At 50.6% G+C, this 24,075-nt stretch carries 17 protein-coding genes; 2 read left to right on the top strand and 15 right to left on the bottom strand.

The window, feature by feature from the left end; all coding sequences use genetic code 11:
• Nucleotides 1–466 precede the first annotated feature (466 nt).
• Entirely contained in the window at nt 467–1,606 is a 1,140-nt protein-coding gene (locus tag Pan161_RS06755; RefSeq protein ID WP_197995733.1) for a 3-oxoacyl-ACP synthase III family protein, read from the top strand.
• 81 nt (nt 1,607–1,687) lie between these two features.
• On the opposite strand, the gene Pan161_RS06750 is transcribed toward Pan161_RS06755, so the two are convergent.
• The 3 genes from Pan161_RS06750 to Pan161_RS06740 form a co-directional block, all read right to left on the bottom strand.
• A complete protein-coding gene (locus Pan161_RS06750) occupies nt 1,688–2,980 on the bottom strand; it encodes a hypothetical protein (protein ID WP_145225280.1) in 1,293 nt (430 codons plus the stop codon).
• A 252-nt stretch (nt 2,981–3,232) separates the two neighbouring features.
• Nucleotides 3,233–6,397 carry an efflux RND transporter permease subunit gene (locus Pan161_RS06745; RefSeq protein ID WP_145225278.1) on the bottom strand — a complete coding sequence of 1,055 codons (3,165 nt, stop codon included), beginning with the start codon at nt 6,395–6,397 and terminating at the stop codon, nt 3,233–3,235.
• Between the two features lie 53 nt (nt 6,398–6,450).
• Nucleotides 6,451–7,653 carry an efflux RND transporter periplasmic adaptor subunit gene (locus tag Pan161_RS06740; RefSeq protein WP_145225276.1) on the bottom strand — a complete coding sequence of 401 codons (1,203 nt, stop codon included), beginning with the start codon at nt 7,651–7,653 and terminating at the stop codon, nt 6,451–6,453.
• Between the two features lie 489 nt (nt 7,654–8,142).
• Here Pan161_RS06740 and Pan161_RS06735 point away from each other — a divergent pair, with 489 nt between their 5' ends.
• On the top strand, nt 8,143–9,093 hold the full coding sequence (locus tag Pan161_RS06735; protein WP_145225274.1) for a sugar phosphate isomerase family: 951 nt from the start codon (nt 8,143–8,145) through the stop codon (nt 9,091–9,093).
• Between the two features lie 87 nt (nt 9,094–9,180).
• Here the strand turns inward: Pan161_RS06735 and Pan161_RS06730 are convergent, their stop codons facing one another.
• The 12 genes from Pan161_RS06730 to pheA form a co-directional block, all read right to left on the bottom strand.
• The gene (locus tag Pan161_RS06730; protein ID WP_145225272.1) at nt 9,181–9,585 is read right to left on the bottom strand and encodes a bifunctional nuclease family protein; all 405 of its coding nucleotides are present in this window, start codon (nt 9,583–9,585) and stop codon (nt 9,181–9,183) included.
• Between the two features lie 177 nt (nt 9,586–9,762).
• Nucleotides 9,763–12,687, bottom strand: a complete 2,925-nt coding sequence (locus Pan161_RS06725; RefSeq protein WP_145225270.1) for a valine--tRNA ligase — start codon at nt 12,685–12,687, stop codon at nt 9,763–9,765.
• 201 nt (nt 12,688–12,888) lie between these two features.
• Nucleotides 12,889–14,463: a citramalate synthase gene (gene cimA, locus Pan161_RS06720; RefSeq protein ID WP_145225268.1), complete on the bottom strand. Its 1,575-nt coding sequence runs from the start codon at nt 14,461–14,463 to the stop codon at nt 12,889–12,891.
• Nucleotides 14,464–14,861: 398 nt separating this feature from the next.
• On the bottom strand, nt 14,862–17,165 hold the full coding sequence (locus tag Pan161_RS06715) for a DNA translocase FtsK (RefSeq protein WP_145225266.1): 2,304 nt from the start codon (nt 17,163–17,165) through the stop codon (nt 14,862–14,864).
• A 488-nt stretch (nt 17,166–17,653) separates the two neighbouring features.
• Nucleotides 17,654–18,280: a phosphopantothenoylcysteine decarboxylase domain-containing protein gene (locus tag Pan161_RS06710; protein WP_145225264.1), complete on the bottom strand. Its 627-nt coding sequence runs from the start codon at nt 18,278–18,280 to the stop codon at nt 17,654–17,656.
• A gap of 51 nt (nt 18,281–18,331) precedes the next feature.
• Nucleotides 18,332–18,892, bottom strand: coding sequence for a flavoprotein (locus tag Pan161_RS06705; protein WP_145225262.1), 561 nt, complete (start codon nt 18,890–18,892; stop codon nt 18,332–18,334).
• A gap of 17 nt (nt 18,893–18,909) precedes the next feature.
• On the bottom strand, nt 18,910–19,188 hold the full coding sequence (locus tag Pan161_RS06700; protein ID WP_145225260.1) for a DNA-directed RNA polymerase subunit omega: 279 nt from the start codon (nt 19,186–19,188) through the stop codon (nt 18,910–18,912).
• Entirely contained in the window at nt 19,172–19,786 is a 615-nt protein-coding gene (gene gmk / locus Pan161_RS06695; RefSeq protein ID WP_145225258.1) for a guanylate kinase, read from the bottom strand. Before gmk ends, Pan161_RS06700 begins: the two co-directional genes overlap by 17 nt.
• Nucleotides 19,787–19,855: 69 nt before the next feature.
• Complete coding sequence (locus Pan161_RS06690) at nt 19,856–20,740, bottom strand: YicC/YloC family endoribonuclease (RefSeq protein ID WP_145225256.1); 885 nt, start codon at nt 20,738–20,740, stop codon at nt 19,856–19,858.
• An 87-nt stretch (nt 20,741–20,827) separates the two neighbouring features.
• The gene (secG, locus tag Pan161_RS06685) at nt 20,828–21,418 is read right to left on the bottom strand and encodes a preprotein translocase subunit SecG (RefSeq protein WP_197995732.1); all 591 of its coding nucleotides are present in this window, start codon (nt 21,416–21,418) and stop codon (nt 20,828–20,830) included.
• 155 nt (nt 21,419–21,573) lie between these two features.
• Nucleotides 21,574–22,347 (bottom strand): triose-phosphate isomerase, encoded by a 774-nt coding sequence (tpiA, locus tag Pan161_RS06680; protein ID WP_197995731.1) that lies wholly within the window; start codon nt 22,345–22,347, stop codon nt 21,574–21,576.
• A 274-nt stretch (nt 22,348–22,621) separates the two neighbouring features.
• Nucleotides 22,622–23,785 carry a prephenate dehydratase gene (gene pheA / locus Pan161_RS06675; protein WP_145225251.1) on the bottom strand — a complete coding sequence of 388 codons (1,164 nt, stop codon included), beginning with the start codon at nt 23,783–23,785 and terminating at the stop codon, nt 22,622–22,624.
• Between the last annotated feature and the right edge of the window lie 290 nt (nt 23,786–24,075).

The following is a 24,075-nucleotide window of genomic DNA, read 5'->3' as shown; positions in this document are numbered from 1 at the left end:
AGTCTGGGATATCTGCTGATTTGCAGAACTTATCGGGGAACCGAAATTGAATTAAGTCTAAAATGTGTCAAAATAGGCTTTTAAGTTTGTTTGCAGGACAATGAATCTTGCCTATATTGTACGTTAGCTGGAATTTTCTATATTTCGCTAGTTTCCAATTTTGTGAATCGCTATACTTTGCGGACATTGTTGTCGAGTCTGGTCTGAACGGCCCTCGTCAACAGTCAGTGAGATTTTTATTTCCCTTCTCGCTGCCAGTCTTTATGGCTTTTTTGGTTACTAATGCGAAATCGTTTTGGTAATCAGTTAGTGCATCTGCATTTGACGCAGAATCTCTCAAACTGAGATTCTGTATTCAATGGAATTGTGCTGCATCACGATCGGACTCGTGTTGAAAGGAGGTCGAGCTCTGTCTGTTCGGCAAGCTTGACTCAAACTGAATAAGGATGTCAGGATTATGCACAAGATGTCTTTGAAACTTCAATCAAAAAATCAGGTCGATTCAACGGATCTGGAATCCGTTCTGGATGCATCCGGGTTGTTAAATCAACAGCGGGATCAGCTACCTGAGACAAAAAAAATAGAGAGCAAGCGTGGTCGCCAGGTGATTAGTCAAAGAACTAATTCATTGTTGGGAGTACAAATTGTTTCGAGTGGATCGTATGTACCCGACAATGTCGTTACGAATCACGATCTGCAGGAGCGTTTTGGATTTGACCCGGAATGGATTGAACAACGAACGGGGATTCTGGAACGTCGACATGCCCCGCCAGAAATGGCAACCAGTGATTTATGCTACGAGGCGGCACTGAAAGCGATTCGTGCGGCCCGTGTCAGTCCGGAAGACATCGACCTGCTGATTGTCGGTACGTTTACACCGGATTTTCAATGTCCTTCCGTTGCCTGCCTGGTGCAGGATCGCTTAGGACTGGATGCCCCTGCCATTGATCTACAGGCTGCCTGTGCAGGTTTCATGTATGCTCTGGTGACCGCGGCCCAGTATGTCGCGACAGGAAACAGTAAACTGGCGCTGGTAATTGGTGGTGACTGCAACAGCCGTATTGTCAATCCGGAAGATCGCCGCGTGGCGCCGTTGTTTGGTGATGGTGCCGGTGCTGTCCTGCTGTCAAAAGGAGATCCCCATCAGGGATTGACGTGCTATCAGACTGGCTCTGATGGCAGTGGTTGCTCTCTGCTGGATCGTCCGTCCGGTGGAACCCGTAATCCTGCCACAGCCGAAGATATTGCTGCAGGTCGTCATTTTCTGAATATGGATGGCCGCAGTGTCTTCAAGTGGGCCGTCAGAACGGTTGCCGATTCTATTGATCTGATGCTGACCAAAACAGGTATGAGCGTGCATGATGTCGACCTGTTCCTGATGCATCAGGCCAATATCCGAATTATTGATTCTGCCTGCGAACAGTTAGGAATTCCCCGCGAGAAGGTCTTTAACAATCTCGACCGTTATGGGAATACGTCCGGCGGATCGATTCCCATTGTGTTGGATGAAGCGTTTCAATCGGGGCGGATTAATCGCGGCGATACCATTCTCCTGAGTGGTTTTGGTGCCGGACTTGCCTGGGGCACAGGCTTGTTTCGCTGGTAGATTTTTCACCTTGTTCCGCTGGTTTCAATTGATTCCACCAGCGGTTGTCTGCCCGCGCAGCCTGGTGATTTCCCTGCAGGCTTACTCGGGGTCTGTCGTCTCTTTTGCATCCTGCTGTTCCCCGTCAGCTGTTGTATTCGAAGTTACCGGGCGTTCTATCACGGGTTCGCCTGCTTTGGCAACACCTGCCAGCGGAAGCTCATTGGCGGTATCCGCTTCTTCTTCCGCATAGTAGACGTGATCAATAGGGGTGCCATCATCACACTTCCTCAGCAGGAAATAGATCACGGTATTGGCCGACCAGAAAAAACTGATCACAAAACCGGAAAAAGTGATGTTGAGGATCGATCCCCAGCCCATGGAAATGGAAGTCGCCAGGGTCGTCTGCCCCTGGTTAAACAGCTGAAATGCCTGCTCGCTGCCCATACCCCAGCTGACGCCCCAGAATGCCAGGCGCGAGACCAGTTGCATCAATAGTGCGACAAAAAACAGGCAGGCGGCTCCATAGCAGAGTGTGACCAGCACCAGCCACAGAAAATACCAGATCCGCCCGAAAATATAGCTGAAGATGCGGCTTAAGCCATCGAAGCCATCGCTGTCTTCCACACTGATGGTGGTCATCATCAGAGGCCAGCCAGCCAGAGTCACCAGCAGGATCAGGCTCATTACGAAAGCAAACAGAAAAGCCAGTCCCCACAGCAGGCTGACGATCACTCCCCCGGCACTGGGGATATTGCCTAACAGTCCGATCAGCAGACAGAGGACCCAGAAGAAACCCATGCCCGCAAACGGGAGCAGGGGGGCACTGACCAGCGAGAGGATGCGTTTCAGTGAAAAACTTAATGCCGCCCGGATACCGATATGATCATCCTGCGCAAACTGAATCGCGGCAATCCTGGTGATGGCACCGCCGAATACCGCCCAGACGATAATCGCCCACAGCAGTTGTGTGGTGGCATAGGCCAGCATGCTCCAGCTGGCACCGGTTTCAAACAGGGTCAGAACCGGGTTGGTGAAATAGGACATCGGTTCCAGCAGGGTGGTGCCCCGGATCAGGTTGGCCAGTCCAGGCGGCTGTTCTGGCTCCGGGATCAGTCCCTGTTGAGGAGAATGTAAAAATAGATCGGAATTTCGCGGAGGAAATTCAATCCTTTGATGGACAAGAGCCGAACGACTGCTTGCGGGTTGCTGAGGTGCGAACGGGAGTTTATTAAACAGTTGATTACCCAGCATGAGCAGCAGGATCGCTGCTGCGGCCAGCAGGATTTTCTGGAAATCGACAGCCAGTCGAAATACCCGAAACAGGTTCAGCCAGGGAAACAGTGTTTTGTAAGGAACTGGTTCGGTAATCAGTGCAGGTTTTTGATTCATCATCGTCAGAGTGAATATCCAGATGCCCAGAGATGAGAGAGATGCCCGATTGACAACATTCTGTATTTCAAAATCCGTAACAGAAAGACCGTCAATCCCTCTATTTGCATTCAGATTGAGATTGTGTGTTTCCAGGTCAATTTGATCTCAGGTTATGGAATCCGAACACACTCGCTCCGTCTGACACAAACTAGAGGCGTATTATAGACAGACCGGCTGAGTTGATGCTATCGTAGACAGGATATCCCGACCATTTCAGCTGGATTTTACCGGCTCGCCGATGAGCGGTTCTTGTACTGAAACTTCCTGATTTTGCGTTGTCTTTCTCGCAGCAGGAGTAGTACAGGTCTGGTAGATCAGGGGAATCGCCAGCAGCGTGATTGTGGTCCCTGCAATCAGGCCGCTGACAACAACCCGCGCCATGGGAGCCTGCAGTTCGCCTCCTTCACCCCAGCCCAGGGCAATCGGGATCATGGCCAGGACCGTCGTGAGCGTGGTCATCAGAATCGGTCGGAAACGGCGTGTGGCTGCCTGGATGATCAGCTGGTTCACCGGTCTCTCCGGAAATCTTCGTCGGAGCTGGTTAATATAATCAACGAGCACGATGGCATTGTTGACTACAATTCCTGATAGAACCACGATGCCGATGAATGACTGCACATTTAAGGTGGTGTCTGTAAAGACAAAGACCCAGATCACGCCCATCATTCCCAGCGGAACCGCAAACAGAATGTAAAACGGATCGCTCAAAGATTCATACTGCGAAGCCATGATCATGTACATCAGAAGAATCGCCAGAATAAAACCCTGTTTCAGCGCGGTGAAACTTTTCTGCTGTTCTTCCCAGTCGCCTGCGACACTGACAGAAAAACCGGAGGGAACCTGGATGGCACTCAGGTTTTCTTCGAGCTCAGGGACAACACTGCCCAGGTCGCGCCCCTCGACATCGGCAAAGACTCTCAGGATTCTCTGTTGATTCTGGCGTTCAATGACAACGGGTGCATCATTGGCTTGAAAGGTGAGCATATTTTTCAAAGGAATCGTGCGACCGGTTGCTGTTGTTACACCCACCTGTTGTACGTCATCCATCTGATCGCGGTCTTCCGCCCGCAAACGGACGACGACGGGAAATTCATCGCCTTCCTCACGATAGAGCGTGGCTTCGGTCCCGCGGATGGTCGTTTCCAGAGTTTGCGCGATATCCTGCACACTGATTTTGAGCAGACCCGCTTTTTCACGATCGATGGATGCGGTCAGTTCAGGCCGTTGATCCGAAACCTCTGCTTCCACATTGATCAGACCGGGCGTCTGCTTCATAACAGAAACGACCTGGTCGACAATCTGTTGCGCGGACTGCAGGTTGTGGCCGGCGACCTGTACGACCAGATCTCCACCGCCTCGTCTCCCGATCATCCGCATCAGCATCATTTCTGTTTGTGCTTTCACCTGGACTTTCATGCCGGGAATTGGGCCGATTGCATCGTCAAGCGCTTTGCGGATTTCTTCGATTCCCCGTTCGCGTTCACCGCGGGGTTGCAGTTGGAGTCTTAAAGTCGTGCGATTCCACTGATCTGCGTCATCGGCACTATCACCGATAAAGGAAGCAATTGCGATCGCTTCGGGCACTGCTTCAATCGTCGCCTGTTCCAGAATACGTGTCTGTTGATCCAGTTTTCGGAGCTGAATCCCGGCCGCCATTCTCGAGAAGACGTTGATGGCGGCTTCGTCTGTTTTCGGTAAAAATTCTGTTTTGACATGGGGAATCAGACCCAATGTGGTCGTAAAACAGAGTAACAGCAGGAAGCCGGTGAATGTGGCGTGTTTCAAACTGAACTTTAAAATTCGTTCGTAGACGCGCTCCAGTTTTAACAGGATCTGATAGTTCAGGTGGTGGAAACCATCGATCAGCTTGAACCAGTAACGGGTCCAGCCTGTATGCGGTGTCGATGCCTGTTCCGGGATCCAGTAAGCACTCATGACCGGTGTCAGAGTCAGACTGGCAAACAGCGAGCAGACCAGAGAAAAGGAAACCACCCACGCCAGCTGATGCAGCAGGATACCCGTTGTACCATGGATAAAGATCAGGGGCAGAAAAATGATCAGTGTTGTCAACGTACTGGCGATGATCGCAGAGGAAACTTCTTCAGTCCCTTCAATGGCCGCCGTTTTGGGGTCCAGACCTTCTTCCCGTTTCCGGAAAATGCTTTCCAGCACGACAATTGAATTGTCAACCAGCAGTCCCACTCCCAGAGCCAGCCCGCCGAAGGAAATAATATTCAAAGTAAATCCCTGAAAATAAATCAGGGTGAATGTCGCCAGGACTGAGAGAGGCATACAAACGCCGATCACCAGTACGCTGCGGAAACTGCGCAGAAAGACAATCAGTACCAGAATGGCCAGCCCCATACCGTACAGCGCGGCTTCCTGAATATTGGTGATCGATTGTCGAATGTATTCCGAATTATCCACGCGAATGGTGAGCTTCATGTCAGGCAGCGATTTGTTGACCCGCTCGACCTGCTTTTGTACCTGGTCACTCACGCTGATCGTATTCGCACCCGACTGCTTATACACGTACAACAGGATACCGGGCTGTCCGTTCATACGCGTCAGCTCAGTCCGTTCTTTCTCACCGTCGACGACTTCGGCGATGTCCCGTACATGAACTGTGGCACCCGCCTGTTCACGGACGACCGTGTTTTCAATCTGATCCAGGCTGGTAAATTCCCCCTGGCTGCGGATATGCAGATTGAGATGGCCTTCTTCATAATTACCGGCGGGCTGGTTGATATTCTCCTGTTTCAGAGCATTGATGACTTCGTTGACGCCCATGTTGAGCGATTCAAGCTTGCTGCGATCCAGGTTGATCTGAATCTCGCGTTCAATCGCGCCCCGCATGCGGACCCGGGCGACCCCTTCCAGCTGTTCAAACTGCGGGATGATCTGATTTTCCGTCAGGCGTGTGAGTGTGATCGGGTCCAGATCGCTGTTCAACCCGAGATACAGAATGGGGCGGTCCGCGACATCAAAATGGCGGATGTAAGGGTCTTCGGCTCCCTCGGGCAGCTTGTTTCTCAGCTTGTTCAGCGAGTCACGTACTTCGTTGATCGCCAGATTCAGATCAGTGCCCCACTGAAACTGCAGGCGGACGGTACTGCTGCCTTCCATGCTGCTGCTGAGAATATTCTCAATGCCGGAAACAGAACTCAAATTCTGTTCAATCGGGCGGGTGATCTGTTTTTCTGCCTCGTCGGGCCCCGCGCCTTCATAGATCGTGATCACGCTGACGCTGGGATTCTGAATGTCAGGCATCAGGTCCACAGCCAGCTGTGATAAAGAAACCCCGCCCAGCATGATCAGCACCAGTGAGGACATCAGGGTTGTAATCGGACGCTGAACTGCCAGTCGAGTCAGGGACATAGTGGATTTCTCAGGTTTTTATGATCTACTGTTGAACCAAATGATCATCCTGATCACAAATTAGTTTTCTGTGGTAACGGGGAGGGTGTTTGAATCACCTGATCCATGGGCACTTCTACTGGTGTGACGGTCTGTCCTTCGTCGACCATTCGATTACCCAGGGTAATCACCAGGTCTTCCGGTTTGAGCCCCGATAGAATTTCGACGAGTTCGCCGTCATTGATCCCGGTTTCAATGTTTCGTCGTTCAGTGATGGGGGGATTTCCGCCGATGATGAAAACTGCGGAACCCGGGCCATCTTTTCTGCGAGTCAGCGAGGCAATGGGCAGGACGCTGGTTTTGTGGTGATGTTCAAAGACAATCTGCACGCGGGCATGCATTCCCGGTTTCAGCGCGAAGTCCGCATTCGGAATTTCGATATGCACGGCGGCGGTTCGGGTCTGCGGATCAAGTACCGGTGCTTTTCGTTTCACATGGCCCGTAAAGGTTTTGCCCGGAAATGTATCAACCGTGATCAGTGCTTTCTGTTCCAGTTTGACATCTTCGTAATCTTTTTCCACGATATGCACGATGGTCCGTACATGATCCAGGTTGACAATTTTCATTAAAGGGACATCTGGTTTTGCCAGATCACCCACATCGACCATCCGTTCTGCCAGAAAGCCATCGGTCGGCGCCAGCACTTTATTTTCTCGCAGTCGCAGGCGGCTCTGTTCCAGATCGGATTTGGCCTGTTCCACGCGGGCTTCTTCGAGTTCCGTCTGCGCTTCTTGAATTGCCTTGTTGGCCAGCGCTTCTTCCATCTCCTGTTGCGTGCTGACACCGGATTTCTGCAGAACCAGCAGGCGTTCATACGCCTTTTGAGCCAGTTCCTGGCCAGTGACCTGCGCTTTCAATTGTGCTTTGGCAACGATCAGAGAGGCATCTGCTTTACTGACCAGTTCCTGCAGTTCCGTGTCATTCAATTCCAGAATGACGTCGTTGGCTTTGATCTGATCTCCCACGTCGAACGGGATGGATTTGATGTACCCGCTATATTTTGAGCGGATTTCGACCTGGGAACCTGCTTCGAGGTTACCCACCAGGGTAATCCGTTTCTCGAGAGTCTTTTTTGTAGAGCGGGTGACTTGGACTGCAATGGGGTCAGTCAGGATTTTCGTGGGAGTCGTTTGCGTATTGTTGAGGGAGTGTTCATAAACCAGCCAGCCTGCAATCATGGCTATGGCCGTACAGGCAGGGGCAATCAGTACTTTCATCTTTTCGTTTCTCCGGTTGTGTGAACCGCAGCAGGAGCCTTTGAGCAAACAATTCGTTTACTGATCGAGAATCTTTGATCGCAGACTCGTTCAATAAAAAATCAGTTTGTAAAAGCTCTTGATGTATGACAGCAGAGGGACTCTGTTGTGCAATCGGGCAGGTTGACGGTTATCGTGTAAAGATAAACTTCTGGTTGTTTAAGGCAGGTAAGCTAAGGCAGGACCGATAAATCATTTAAGTTGTCGACTCAGCTCTACTATTAGAACTATATCGGTTAGAGAATTCAAGATGTTTGTCGTTCTCAACGTCTTTGTTTAAATATTCTTTTGTTTATAAAATCACAGGCTGATCTTTCCTGTTCTTATGCCTTTTCTATGCTAAAATCCACTCCAGCCTCTGAATTATGCAACAATGATAAGAAAATATTGATTTTTGACAGTTGGTACAGTTTGGCCAACCTGTGAAATTGCTTTGAGAAGGGAAGAATTATGGATTTAATGAGTACGATTGCCGGTTCCATGATGGAAGGTTTTTTTCCAGCGGGATGGGATCTGACCAAAATCGATCAGTGCATGAGTGCCGATCCCACGACGATTTTAGACCGTCAGTCCTGGTGGCATGCAGGCTTTGAGCCTGTCCTGTGCGGGAGCGTGACTGATTTCGATACGATGTTGGGTCATGAGATCGCTTTAACGATTAAGCAGTCTAGAGATGCTGGTCAAAAGCTGGCGTTGATTCTGCCCGTAGGCCCGATGGGCATGTATCGCTGGGCTGTGTACTTCCTCAAAGAATGGGGTGTATCCTGCGACCATGTGTATGGCTTCAATATGGATGAGTGGAGCGATGCGGACGGAAATACACTGCCTCCCACCAACCCTGGGGCGTTTCAGTACGCTATGGAGCAGGCTTTTTATGGTCCTCTCGGTGACTTGACGGTTCCCGAGAACCAACGTCACTTTGCGACTGCCGAGACTCTTCCCACTTATGCAGAAAAAATTGGTGAGTTGAAATCAGCGGGTGCGAAACTGGGGGTCATTTTCGGTATCGGACGTGTCTGTCATATCGCATTCTGGGAACCTCACTTCGCCGGAGAATTCAATTCCGAGGAAGAATGGAAAGCACAGACACATCGCATCGGTGCCAAGCTGCATCCTTTAACAATTGAGCAGAACGCTGTGACGAGCTTTAAAAGCCGCACCACTCTGGTTCCCGCGTATGCCAATACGATTGGTCCCGGTTGTTTTCTGCAGGCCGACAAGATTATCGGTGGCTGTGACGGCATCTTCTCGCGGGGTATGCAGTGGCAGGGGATGAGTGTCTGGATGACGTTACGACATGAACCCTCCAGTTGGATTCCGTCTACCTACATGACGACTCAACCCGGGCGCCTGATTATTCTGGACGAACTGGCCGGTCCACTCGTAGCGGAGTGTAATTAAACCGTTCACAACAAACACAAAAGGCAGCTCGAAGTCTGAGTTCGAGCTGCCTTTTTTTATTTTATCTGAAGTGGTGGATCAGCGAACTTAACCTGCTGTCTGCTCCAGAACCGATTCATGCACATAAATCGGCAGTGGTGGTTTGTAGTGAATCGACAACGCGATCGCATCGCTGGGACGGCTGTCAATCTCGACCAGTTCCCCATCCTGTTCCACTCGCAGGACGGCATAGTAGGTGTGGTCTTCCAGGTGCGTGATCACGATATCTTTTAAGATGCCCCCCAGGGATTCGATGGTATTCTTCAACAGGTCATGCGTGAGCGGACGCTGGGGGGAAAACTCCTGATTCACACGGCGGTCAATCGTGGTGGCTTCAAAGATCCCAATCAGGATCGGGAAGACACGCTCGCCCTCGACTTCGCGCAGGTAGATCACCTGCTGATCACCGATCTCGCTGATAATAATGCGAGATAACTCCATTTCCACTAACAAGAGAGCCTCCTCAGGTCAGACAGGGAATTCACTGCAAACCAGATTCTATAGAGAGAGTTAAAACTGAAATACCTGTGATTTTGAACTTATTATACACCGTTTCCGAGCAGGACAACAGATTCTATATCAAATCGTGAACCATGTCGGGCCACGAATCTTTTCAGGTCTGATAAGACACTATTTTCCCTCGAGTTCATCGATGGTTTTGAGAACGCTCTGCAGCTGTTTCTGATTTCCTGACAGAGTCTCCTGCACCCCTGCCACAACATCCGCGGGGGCCCGATCAACAAAGTTCTTATTGGCCAGTTTCTTTTCGCTGGTGACGATATGTTTCTCAAGCTTTTCGGCTTCGCCCCGCAGACGCTCTAATTCTGCTTCCAGGTCAATAATGCCTTCCAAGGCGATGAAACCATCGACATCGTTGAGAGAAAACGTAGCAGACCCGCTGGGACGTTTGACATCCGCGCCCGCTGATTCCAGCAATGTTTTCGCCAGGTTATCGAACTGTCCGGCCACATTCTGCATATCATCGGCAACGCTGGATTCACAACGCAGGAAAAGTTGCAGTGGCGTTGCCGGTGAAATTTTATAGACGGCACGAATATTTCGCACAGCGACAATCATCTCCTGCAGGCGCTCAAACCGTTTTTCCAGCTGCGGGTCCTGCCAGTCTTTCGGTGGCTCCGGCCAGTCAGCAATCATGATGCTTTCTGCCCCTTGTTCCGGGGTGAAGAGTCCCCGTTTCGGAGCAATCTCATTCAATCGCTGCCAGAGTTCTTCGGTAATGAAGGGCACGAAAGGCTGCAGCAGCCGCAGCAGGGCATCGAGAACCCCTACCAGAACGCGCTGCGCTGCCGGTTTCTGTTCTTCATCCCACAGACGGGGCTTGATCATTTCCAGGTACCAGTCGCAGAATTCATTCCAGGTGAAATCGCGGATCGCGCGCGTGGCCACATCAAACTGGTAGCGACTTAATACGGTGGTCATTTCTTCTGCAACCGTAGAGAGCCGACTGAGAATCCAGCGATCTTCCATTTTCAGGTCTGACTCCTGAAGCGGAGCAGGGGTGTAACCTTCCAGATTCAGCATGGCAAAGCGACTGGCGTTCCAGAGTTTGTTACAGAAGTTTCTGCCATACTCAAAACGCTCACTGACGATGCGGGCGACCTTTTCGCCGGGATCCGGGTCAAACCAGGGACTCGTATACTGATACGATTTTCCACTCTTGGGGAATTTAATGCGTGGTTTTGCGCCGCCGGAGGGAGTCGTTGTCTGATGCTCCAGAGTTTGAGGCACGACTTCACCGGTTTCCGGGTCTTCATAACCCACCGGGAGGCGGACGTCCTGTGTTTCTCCTGCGAATGAAGCAATCGTAAACCGGACCGCATCGACACCGTATTTGTCAATCAGATCCATAGGGTCAACGCCGTTGCCTTTGGATTTGGACATGGTCTGCCCGAAACCGTCCAGGATTTTAGGGTGGATGCAGACATGTTTGAAGGGAATGTCTTCCATGTTATACAGGCCCGTCAGTACCATGCGGGCCACCCAGAGGGTAATAATATCGCGGCTGGTGACCAGTACGCTGCCCGGATAGAAATAATCGAGGTCCGGATTCTTGTCCGGCCAGCCCAGCGTGGCATGCGGCCAGAGTGCACTGCTGAACCAGGTATCCAGGACATCTTCATCCTGGGTCAACTTATGCGCGACTCCCAGTTCATCACCTGTCAGATCCGTCTCACTGCAGATCAGCCAGCAGGTATCTTCATCGTTGCGACGATAATCCACATCATAGCGATCGCCAAATGCCAGCTTCAGGTCATCTTCAGAACAGGTATCACAGTACCAGATGGGAATGCGATGTCCCCACCAGAGTTGACGGCTGATACACCAGTCGCGCTTTTCTTTGAGCCAGTCCAGATACGTTTTGGAGTAGCGGCTGGGAAAGAATCGCACGCGACCATCCTCAACAGCATCAATGGCAGATTGCGCGAGTGTATCCATTTTGACGAACCATTGATCGGAGAGATAAGGTTCGATGGGAGTTTTCGAACGATCACTGTGTTTGACAGGAATCTGTCGGTCTTCGACTTCGATAAAGAAACCCAGTTGGTCCATATCTTCCACGACTTTTTTACGAGCCGCGTAACGATCCAGGCCTTCATACGCGCCGGTCGCGTCGTTCATCGTGCCGTCCGGGTTCAGAATATTGATCTGCTCCAGATCATTTCGTAATCCGCAGGCATAGTCGTTGGGATCATGCGCGGGAGTCACTTTGACGGCTCCGGTCCCCAGATCTTTATCCGCCAGCAATGCATCCGCAATAATCGGGATTTCGCGCCCGTTTAACGGAATGCGAACCAATTTGCCGACCAGGTGTGTATAACGTTCATCGGAAGGATGAACGCACACAGCGGTATCGCCGAGCATGGTTTCCGGACGCGTGGTCGAAAAAGAAATCCGTTCGTCACTGCCGACAACCGGATACTGAAAGGTCCAGAACTGGCCGGCAATGTCTTCTGAAAAAACTTCATCGTCAGCCACAGCGGTCTGCAGGAACGGGTCCCAGTTGACCAGGCGTTTTCCACGATAGATGAGATCGTCAGAGAACAGTTTCAGGAAGGTACGGCGGACCGCTTTGGAGCACATGTCATCCAGGGTAAACCGTGTGCGCTGCCAGTCACAGCTGGCGCCCAGTTTTCTGAGCTGATTCAAAATGCGTTTTTCGTATTGATCTTTCCAGTCCCAGATCCGCTCGACCAGCGCTTCACGACCGATGTCGTGGCGTGTCAGGTTTTCCTCTTCCTTCATACGGCGTTCTACCACCGCCTGAGTGGCAATGCCGGCATGATCGGTTCCGGGCATCCAGAGGGCTTCGTAACCTTGCATGCGTCGCCAGCGGGTGATCAGGTCCTGGACAGTCCCATTGAGGGCATGACCCATGTGCAGTGCCCCGGTGACGTTGGGGAGCGGAATCATAATCGTGTGCTGTTCTTTTTCCGGATTGGGTTCGGCGTGAAAATAGCCTTTCTCTTCCCAGAATTGATACCACTTCTGTTGTGCACTTTCAGGGTTATACTGTTTCTCTAACGATTCGGTCATGATTTCGAGTTGGGTCTTGTGCTTTGAGACATGGTTAAAGTGGAGAATTCGATCTGCCACGAAATAGCTGGTTTTCCGTTACTGACACGAACTATACCAGTTCCGATATCGCAAAAACAGCCATGGCGGGCATTGTTGACGGTCCGGATTTCTGGATTGGGAGTGCATCTCAGCCGACGATCGCGTCAACATGGACACCGGTTAGCCTAAAATCGTTCCTTCATCCTTGTAGAGCTTATATTCGACGCTGTCTGCCAACGCCAGCCAACTGGCTTCGATCACGTTCTCACTGACGCCGATACTGCTCCAGACCTTGTGTTCATCCCGGCTTTCAATCACCACACGCACACTGGCGGCGGTACCCTCTGCGGAGTTGATTACGCGGACCTTGTAATCAACCAGATGCATTTTTTCGAGGGCAGGGTAAGCAGGGCAGAGGGCTTTTCTGAGAGCCGTATCCAGAGCATTCACCGGACCGTCACCTTCGCCCACCACATGCTCCTGCTGGCCGTTGACGATTAGTTTGATGGTCGCTTCCGTGAGCGGTTCGTGGGTATTGTCGGACTCTACATTCACGCGATAATGGATCTTTTCGAAATGTGGTTTGAAGGTCCCGGCGACTTTCTTGACCAGCAGATCGAAGGATGCTTCCGCGGCTTCAAACTGATAGCCTTCGTTTTCCAGATCCTGCACTTTTTCTAGAATCCGGGTGAGCAGTTCCGGATCGTTGTCGAGCTGCATCTTAGTTGTTTTAGCGACGATGTTGGAGCGACCTGACAGTTCACTCACCAGCACTTTGCGTTCATTGCCGACAACTTCCGGTTCGATATGTTCGTAGCTGCGTGCAATGCGGTTGACGGCATGCACGTGCATGCCCCCTTTGTGAGCAAAAGCACTGCTGCCGACAAAAGGCTGGCCGGAGCGGAAATTCATGTTAGCCAGTTCATATACATAGCGCGAAAGTTCGGTCAGGTGATGCAGCTTGCTGTCCAGTAAAACCGAATACCCCTCTTTTTTCGTTACCAGATTAGCGATCACGCTGATCAGGTCGGCATTGCCACAGCGTTCTCCAATCCCGTTGATAGTACCCTGAACCTGGATGGCGCCGTGTTCGACCGCCGCCAGTGAATTGGCAGTCGCCAGATCGCAGTCGTTATGGCAGTGAATTCCCAGTGGAACGTCCACTTCTGATCGTACCAGATCGACGTATTTCGTGATGACTTCGGGCAGGCTGCCGCCGTTGGTATCGCAGGGGATGACGATATCTGCTCCTGCGTCGGCTGCTGCTTTGATGGTTTTGAGTGCATATTCCGGATTGGCGCGAAAGCCATCAAAGAAATGTTCTGCATCGTAGATGACTTCTCGTCCGCATGATTTGATAAAGCCGACCGAATCGGCAATCATCGCCAGATTCTCTTCGAGTGAGACCCGCAGGACTTCAGTCACATGCAGGTCCCAGGTTTTACCGACAATCGTCACCACGGGGGCCTGTGAGTCACGCAAAGCCTGCATGCCGACATCGTCTTTGGCTTCGATCTCTTTGCGGCGGGTCATGCCAAATGCGGTCACTTTGGCGTGCTTCAGATCCATTTCCGCGACACGCTGGAAATATTCAGTGTCTTTCGGATTCGAAAGGGGGTAGCCGCCTTCAATGTAATCGAAACCCATCTCATCGAGCTTTGCGGTAATCTGCAGCTTATCCTCCAATGAGAAGTTCACGCCTTCTCCCTGGCTGCCATCCCGCAAAGTGGTGTCATACATCTGAATTCGGGCCATCGTCGGGGCTTTCTTTTCTGTTTAATAAAGAGATTGACTCTTGTTTTTCTATCTGCTGCTATTCTTTTCAGGCAATACCGGGGCAATGCTTGATCTGTCCTGGTCTACATAACAAAAAAACCTCAGGTTGTGACCTGAGGTTATGAAAATCTGTTAAATTGGTAATGATCCTCAAGTCATTGGGAGTCTGAAATTTCGCAAATAATAATAATGCCGCTGATGCAGACAATATTTGAGACAGACAACATAGACCAGAGAGCCTTCTATTGAGTTGGTACTATTAATCACAAACAGCCAATGGAAAGATCATAAGCAGCAGGGGAGTAGGAGTCAAACCAAAAGCTGATTTGACCTTGTTTTCAGGTCAAATTCCCGATGAAGCAGAGAATAGCAGAAGTTTAAACGAACTCTTCTTCGTATTCTTCTTCGCCGAAATCGTCTTCGAACTGGTTTGACTTCACGGCTTCCCATTCATCCATGGTGTATAAAACTTCACGTGCCTGTGAGCCATTATATTCACCCACGATGCCATCTTCAGCCATGTAATCGATCAACCGGGCACCACGTCCATATCCAACACCCAACGCACGCTGCAGGAGTGAGACGGAACCGCGACCTTCACGGATGACTACTTCGACTGCTTCGTCGTACAAGCTGTCTTCTTTCCGGTCCGAGTCGCCGCCATTATTTTTCTTGGAATTGGCTGCGGTGATTTGCTCCAGTTCCGGACTGTATTCGGGAGCCATATCGCTGAAGAAGTCGATTACGCGTTCGATTTCTTCATCACTGACATACGCGCCCTGGGCACGGGTCAGTTTACTGGTCCCGGGAGCCAGATACAGCATGTCACCATTGCCGAGCAGGGCGTCTGCACCGTTTTCATCCAGAACCACACGACTGTCGCCGCGACTAGCAACCTGGAACGAAATACGTGCAGGCAGGTTTGATTTAATCAGTCCGGTAATGACATCAACGGTTGGTTTCTGAGTAGCCAGAACCAGGTGAATTCCGACAGCACGAGATTTCTGTGCCAAGCGAATAATATGCGCTTCCACGTCTTTACCAGAGGTCATCATCATGTCGGCAATTTCATCGGCAACGATCACGATCGAAGGCATTTTCTCCGGCATCTGCAATGCTTCTTCCGATTCAGGATCGATGCCAGCCAGGTCCAGAATTTTATCCTTACCCAGTTTGTTGAAGCTTTCGATGTTTCTTGATCCACAGCGGGCAAGTAGATCGTAGCGTTCTTCCATCTTATCGACGGCCCACGCCAGTACGGCTTCCGCTTTTTTCATATCGGTGATGACGGGATGCATCAGATGCGGAATGCGTTTGTAACCGCTTAATTCCACCATCTTCGGATCGATCATCAACATTTTGACTTCGTTAGGGGTGCGGGTCATCAACAGTGAAAGAATCAATGTATTGAGACAGACACTTTTCCCGGTTCCGGTTCGACCAGCGATCAACAGGTGAGGCAACTTAGCCAGATCGGCCGTCAGGGGGTGACCGCTGACATCTTTACCCATGAACAGAGGAATGCGACTGTGTTCTGCTTCATCGGAGCAGGCTTCGATCAGTTCTTTCAGACGGACCATGACCTGTTTGTCGTTGGGAACTTCAACGCCGACCGTATTTTTTCCTGGAATGGAAGGCACCACCCGGACAGAAGGGACACGTAAAGCAACGGCCAGATCATGAGCCAGAGCGGTGACTTTGGCAACCCGCAGTCCCGGTTTCAGATTCAATTCGAATAAGGTTAATACCGGACCGGTATCGATTTCAGAGACTTGAATATCAAGCCCGAAATCAGCAAAAGTATTTTCGAGGATTTCAGCCGCTTCTTCCGCCTTTTTGGCTAACATTTCGAACGGAAAATCTTCCGCTTCTTCCAGCAGTTCTAAGTCGGGTAGTTTATAAGAGCTGTTTTTTTTTTGCTCGATCGGCTGAGACGGTCGCGCCAGACGAATTCCCGCCGGCGGATTGACCTTGATGGGCTTGCGCTTTTTAGGTTTTACTTTCGCTTTAGGAGCGGCGACGACTTCTTCTTCGTACTCGTCTTCCTCTTCTTCAGCGACGATTTCTTCTTCCTCTACATATTCTTCTTCGTCTGCCTCTGCTTCTGTTTCATCCACTTCAGCCGATTCACGACTCAAGGCTTTGAAAGGAAAGGTGAGGCAGGAAAAAAAGAGACGAACGGGAAGCGTATCTGCAGTCAGTAAGAGTCCTGCCAGAAACATCGAGGTCAGCAGGATCAATGAGCCAGCGATCGAAAATCGGGTTTCCAGTAAAGAAAAACCAAGCGCGCCAATATACCCGCCACTGCCAATCAGTGGGGTCGCATTGTTTTGTCCCAGCATCATCTGGCTGGCGATACAGAGTGAAATCAGAATCAAAGCCAGGCCGATGAGTTCGACGAAGACTCCCGAGTTCTGCTGGCGCGAAAACATGCGCATGTCGACTACGATTAACGCCATGAAGATTCCCCAGGCACCGATACCGAAACTGGTTCGCAGGTAATGGGCAATTTGAGCGCCGGAGTCGCCACACAGGTTTTGTGCGACATCACGGACAGGGAAGACGAGTTGCGCAGGGGGATCGGCGGGGTCGTAGCTGAACAGGCTCAGTCCAAGAAAGACTGTCGCTGCCAGTAATCCCAGCGCGATTAAATCTGTTTTGAACCGTTGAATGTCGATCATGCTGACCAACCTGCAAATCTATGTTTGAAATTTCGGATTGTATATTCAAAGGAGAATCAACAGCGCGCAAAGCGGACGCAAAAAGGTGGTTACTTTTTTGTGGGATAAACCAGAAAATTCGTTCGAATGAAAAATAGTTCCCGTCTGCGATGAAAACCCAAGAACATCAACAGACGGGAATATTTTCACGACCAGTGTCTCAATGGGGGGGCATTGAGACGTACCAAACAAAAGTATGGATTCATGTAAATGTTGATTTCCTTAACTACTCAAACCTATCACACAAACTGAAGGGAGGTCGAAAAAAGTCAACAAACGATGTTGTGTTTTTACCACACGCGTCAGTGCGGTTCGGGTTAGAACAGTCAGAGGAAGTGTTAAGGAATTCACCGCACCGATTTTGACGGTTGAGCGGAATCGACAGGTTTTGACCAGTTTCCCGGTTTCCTGCAGCGTGCTGTTGAGGCGGGGCTCTGTGGGCAGTCGGTTTAGCTGCCTGCCAGATGCTGTTGAATCCAATCAATCAGCGAATCTGCCACCTGGGTCTTTTCGCCCGAGTAAGTCGCCACAATCTCCTGGCTCTGGTCGATGACTTCCACGAAGTTTTCAGAGGACCCGATGGCACTCACACTGTTCAGCACGATCGCATCACATTTTTTACTGTAGAGTTTGCGAACGGCATTGAAGCGGGCATCCTGAGATTCCAGCGCGAAGCCCATGACCCAGCGACTCCCTTTCTGGGTTCCCAGTTCTGCCAGAACGTCGATCGTTTCAATCAGTTCCAGGGTGATGGCTTCGCCGGTTTTAGCGATTTTACCGGGTTTGCGGGTTTTGATGCGATAGTCGCAGACCGCGGCAGTGCCGATCACACCATCACAGTTGGGGAACAGTTTTTCGCATTGCGCGAACATCTCATCCGTAGTCTCGACCTGATAAATCTCACATCCCGCAGGGGGATTAATGGTGACCGGGCCTGAGACCAGCGCGACTTCATGGCCAGCAGCAATGGCGGAACGCGCCAAAGCGTATCCCATCTGCCCACTGCTCGCATTGGACAGATAGCGAACATCATCCAGATATTCTCGTGTAGGACCGGCTGTGATCAGGATTCGCATTTGGGGATCAATCAAAGGGAGAAGTTCGAAGCAGGGCAGTACCGTTTCGAATTATCCCAGTAGTTCTTCGATTCGGGTTAGTATCTCTGCGGGTTCTGCCATCCGTCCTTTGCCGATGACACCGCAACTCAGCCAGCCTTCACCTGGTTCGACGATCTGAATTCTGTCTTCCTTAATCTGTTGCAGATTACGCTGAACCGATGCTTTGGCCCACATATCAGCGTTCATAGCCGGTGCCAGAAGTATCGGAGAGGTGCAGGTCAGCGTCAGCGTGGAAAGTAGATCATCCGCAAAACCATGCGCCATCTGAGCGATCACGTTGGCAGTTGCCGGCGCGATGACAAACAGTTCGGCTCTTCTGACCAGGCCAATATGCTCCCCCTGAAAATGCTCCCGGGGGGAAAAACCATCCTGGTAGACCGGGCGGCCCGTGAGGGCTTCAAAAGTGGTCGCACCAATGAATTTCTGCGCGGCATGTGTCATCACGACGCTGACGGCTGCCCCTTTCTGCACCAGTTTACTGGCGAGGTCAGCCGTCTTGTATGCGGCAATTCCTCCAGAAACACCTAATAGAATTTCACGCCCCTGCATGGGTTTGTTTGCGGTGCTCATGGTTCTGAATCAGTGCGTTAGACCAGATCTTCCAGGCTGGGACCTGCATCGTCATATTCGATGGCATCCAGCGGGCTTCCATCGTCTGTGACCGCTACTTCACCAGATTGATCGAGATAGATTTTGTCTTCCATAATTTCCTGGACCACAATTTCCATGTGGTTTTTGGTCTGCATCTCCACCAGTGGTCGCGCGCCTCGGTTCAACGCGACGATGCGTTTTTGGATGAGTGAAGACAGTTTGAAACGTCCGCCGACTTTGTTGACGATTTCTTCTTCTTTAAATTCTTCCAGCATTAATTTCTTGCTCCCGTTGTTTCAGGATGGTGCCAATTTCTGTGACAGCACGTTCCAGATCGTCATTGATAATGACATGACTATAATATTGGGCCTGCTCCAGTTCCTTGCGAATTGTTGCCAGCCGTTTCTCGATCACTTCTTCTGATTCGGTTCCCCGATTGCGGATGCGTTTTTCATATTCTTCATCGGAAGAGGTTCTGACGAAGAGCGTAATGGTCTGAGGGAACTGATCGATCAGTTTAAGCGTTCCCTGCACATCAATTTCCAGAAAAGGCCAGCCCCCTTCTTCCGCTGCCCGGCCTACTTCTGATTTTAACGTACCATACCAGTATCCCAACCCATGAACCTGTTCACATTCGAGGAATTCGTTATTTTCCTGTCGTTTCTCAAATTGTTCTGTCGACAGAAAATAGTAATCTTCGCCATCCACTTCCCCTTTCCGACGAGGTCGTGTCGTAGCCGAAATCGCTTTGATCAGCTTGACGGGAGAGTCCTGCATCAGCCGATTGACAATGGTCGTTTTGCCACTGGCCGTCGGGCCGGAAAGCACAACAATCGGAATGTGCGGTGGGATACAGGCTTGGGGTTCAGACACTTGGCAAAGCTCCAGAGTAATCGTTGTGTGGTCTCTCTATTCAATCTCAGTGAGATCAATAATTTTATACTATTCAACGTTCTGGACGTTTTCTCTGATTTTCTCAACAGCCAGTTTCATTTCGATCACGGCATGGGAAATCTCAACATCGTTGGCTTTCGAGCCGATCGTATTAATTTCGCGGAACATCTCCTGCACCAGAAATTCCAGTTTTTTACCCTGAGATGTGTTCGATGAGATAATTGTATCAAATTGCTCTAAATGGCAAGTAAGTCGACTGATTTCTTCGTTGATATCACAGCGATCTGCAAACATGCTGACTTCGCGGATCAGGCTGTCAGGGTCCATTTCGACTTCCTGATCTTTAAGCAGGTCTGTCAGTCGCTGATGCAGACGATCGCGGTAGCTGGTGACGACACGCGGCGCCTTCTCTTTGACTACGGCAAGTTGCTGGCGAATGATCTGATTACTGCTCTCCAGGTCTGCCTGGGCTGATTCCCCTTCTTTCTTGCGAAACTCAGTGAGTTCCTTCAAAGCGCCACGAATGGCCTGTTCAATCAGAGGCCAGTCCGACTCAGGGGTATGCGAGCGTGAGTAATTATCGATTGCTGCACCGGGTAACGTTAACAGACGATCGACGCGATCGGGCAGGGGAGTGTGGCAGACTTCGGACAGGTGTTTGAGCTGTTCCCAGTACTGTTTAATGACTTCTTCGTCCAGCAGGTAATCGCTGGTGCGATCCAGACTGTCAATTCGCAGCGTGAGGTTCACGGTCCCGCGCGAGACTGAGCCGCGAATCAATTTTTCGATCTGGCTTCCCAGTTTGGCGTAGAAGTCCGGGTAACGGGTGGAAACTTTCAGGTAACGATTGTTGACGGTACGTAGTTCCGCATGGACCGAGAGCCGGTCGTTTTCTGCGGTCGCACTTCCAAATCCAGTCATGCCCAGCAGCACAACACACTCTTTTCTGATCTAACAGGAATTATTTGAGGTTTAGAGAACCAGCATCACTTTGCCGAACAAGGGGTTCAGCTGAGTTGACTATTCTGACTTGGGTTGAGATTTGGTTGTCTCAGGTTGAGCAGGAGTTTCCTGTTTTTTGTCTTCTTTAGATTCAGGAGCGGCAGCTTTGGGAGCAGCATCTTTACTGGCTGGTTCAGCCGGCTTGGTTGCTTTCTCTTCAGTTGCTGCAGGCTTTTTCTCTTCGGCGGGTTGTGTCTCTTTTTCAGCGAGGTCTTTGGGAGGTGTGAATTCCGGGCCACCTGCTGGTGTTTCTTCAGTAGCAGGGTTTTCTTCTTTTTTCTCACTGTCGTCAGAGCTGATCTCAGTATCTTCAGAAACGGCACTACCGCCGCTGTATTTTCCGGAACTGGCGCGTGTGGTGATGCCGGAGACACCAGCCAGGATCACCCAGATCACAGCCATGATGATCGTGATTTTCGTGAAGACATCACCGGCTTTGGTTCCCAGTGCACTTTGACCACCGGCACCACCGAAAGCACCGGCCAGACCACCGCCGCGGCCTTTTTGGAGCAGGATGATGATGATCAGAAGGATTCCGAAGAACATCAGAAATGTCATCAGAATGGTAGCAGGATCCGTAATGGCTTCCAGGAACGTCGCAAAAATCATTGTGTCATCCTAAATGGCTTATAATATCTTCTGAACGAGTTGATCGTATCACCCGCAGTTGATGAAGTAAGATCGCCTGCATCATACAGTAATGGCATACGGTCTGTAAATCGATTCTGGAATCGGAGTGTTGTCAAAATGGCAGAAACTCTGGACTATTCTGCGGATAACTCCACAGCAGCCTGAATGATCGGGATAAAGAGTTCTGCTTTAAGGCTCGCTCCCCCTACCAGTGCACCATCGACATTTTCCTGTGAAAGCAATTCTTTTGCGTTATCCGGTTTGACACTACCGCCATACAGAATCCGTGTTGCATCAGCGATTTCTGCAGAATACTGGTCTTTTAACCAGTTTCTCAGGTAGAGATGAGCGGCTTCGGCCTGTTCAGGGCTTGCTGTTAAACCGGTTCCAATAGCCCAGACTGGTTCATAAGCAATGACGATCTGCCCGAAAGCGGCTCCGTCGACGCCTGCCAGGCCACCGGTCATCTGAGTATTGAGCACTGCTTCTGTCTGGTCTGATTCACGTTCACTCTGTAATTCACCCACACAGAGAATCACCTGCAGACCCGCTTCGAGGGCTTTTTTGACTTTGAGATTGATGTCTGCGTCTGTTTCCTTGAGGACATGACGTCGTTCACTGTGTCCCAGAATGACGGAGCGGCAGCCAATATCGGTCAGCATTTCGGTCGCGGTCTCACCTGTGAACGCCCCCGGAGCTTCATGGTAGCAGTTTTGTGCACCATAGCCGACGCCTGAGCCTGTGACGATATCGCCAATGGTGGTCAGGTAGGGGAACGGAGGGCAGACCAGAACTTCAACGGCAGGATTTTCAGATGGCACTTCTGATGCCAGGGCCTGTGCCAACTGTGCACCGGATTCTTTGGTGGTATTCATTTTCCAGTTACCGGCTACAAGGAAGCGACGCATAATTAATCCTGTGATTGAAGTTAAAGTGAATGTTGGTTATGACTGTACGGAACCTGATTTCCCCAGGAATTCAGAGCCATACAAAAGCGAAAAGGAGCCGTGATTGGCAAAATTATTTTCAATCACGCTCTTAAGCTGCAGTCTGAGCTGCTGCATAAGTTATTGAGTCAAACGCAATGATTCAAGGATTTGAGCTGAAAATCCTGAAATGACCCCTGTTTTCACGGAATTCTCATGAATCAGACGAGACAGGGAGCTCGATTGCCGTCATCTGCTACTCCAGAATCCCACTTCGGGGGTAGGAGCCCATCGTTTCCAGGCGAACCACGCGTTTTTCCAGTTCGTTCAGGGTCCGTTTAATATGAGGTTCCTGAACATGGCCTTCAAAATCGATGAAAAACAGGTATCCCGGCTCTTCTCCCCGGAGTGGGAAGGACTCAATCCAGGTCAGGTTTACCTTGTTTTTCTTGAAGATTTGCAGGGTATCAGCCAGAGAGCCAGCTTTATGGGCGATTTGAACCAGGATCGCGGTACGATCTTTACCGGTCGGATCGCAGACTTCTTCGCCGATGACGGCAAAGCGTGTGACGTTGTTGGCATTGTCTTCAATGCCTTCGACGATAATCTGCAGATCGTATTCTACAGAGGCCTGGTGGCTGGCAACTGCGGCGGCACCTGGTTTGGTCGCTGCCAGTTGTGCGGCGGTCGAAGTACTGGTGACTTCATGCAGGTGTGCTTGAGGCATGTTCCGGGAGAGCCACTCGCGGCACTGTGAGAGGGCCTGAGGTTTACTGTAAATCTCGGTGATTTCGCTGCGTTCACAGCGTGCCAGCAGGTTGTGGTGTACAGCGATCAGAACTTCACCACAAATCCGCAACGGAAGTCGGGTGAACATATCAAGTGTGTCAACAACCCGTCCATCGGTACTGTTTTCAATGGGAACCACACCAAACTCGGTGTTGCCCCGGTTAACTTCTTCAAAGACGGCACCAATGGTGTTTACAGGCACCATATCGGCTCCTCCGCCAAACCGTTCCAGGGCCGCCAGGTGGGTATAACTGTAAGCGGGGCCCAGGTAAGCAACGCGTTGGGGGTGGATCTGTCTGCGGGCAGAACTGAGGATCTGGCGGAAAATTCCCCGGATTGCATTGTTGGTCAGCGGGCCAGATCCATTCAGTTTTTCTATGGTTTGACGCAGTTCTTCATCAGATTTGGGGTCAAACATGGCCTTGCGGGGCTCGGGATCAGATTTGATCTGTTTGACTGTCATTGAGCAGCGTTTATTGACCAGTTTGACAATCTCTCGGTCAATTTTTTTTAGTTCTGACTGAAGCGACACGGGACTTCGTTTGACGCTGGCTTGGACCACTTTTTTCTTGGCTGACGACTTCGGCTTACTGACTGAAGTTCGTTTATTAACCGCTTTTTTCTTGGCCATCGGAATCTTTCAGGATGTGAGTCTCGTTTCTGTCTCTCAGAAAATTAACCGCAGCCAGATCACACGCCTTCCCTGGTTGTGTTTCGTTGCTTACTGCCAGTTTCACAATTGGATTACAGTCCCTTAAGAATTGATTAACTTCGGATTTCTCCCGAATCTCATTCTTGAATATTTTGCTTAAAATATTATATAATAATCGGTTAGAGGCGTTGGAGTTGAAGACCGGGTTCATTCTGTGTGAGATGTTTACCAGTCACCGGTTTGGTCTTCAATTGTTCTAGTTTGTACCG

Source organism: Gimesia algae, from assembly GCF_007746795.1.
GTDB lineage: Bacteria > Planctomycetota > Planctomycetia > Planctomycetales > Planctomycetaceae > Gimesia > Gimesia algae.
The sequence above is the reverse complement of the archived record's forward strand: the minus strand, read 5'-3'. Positions and strand labels throughout refer to the sequence as shown.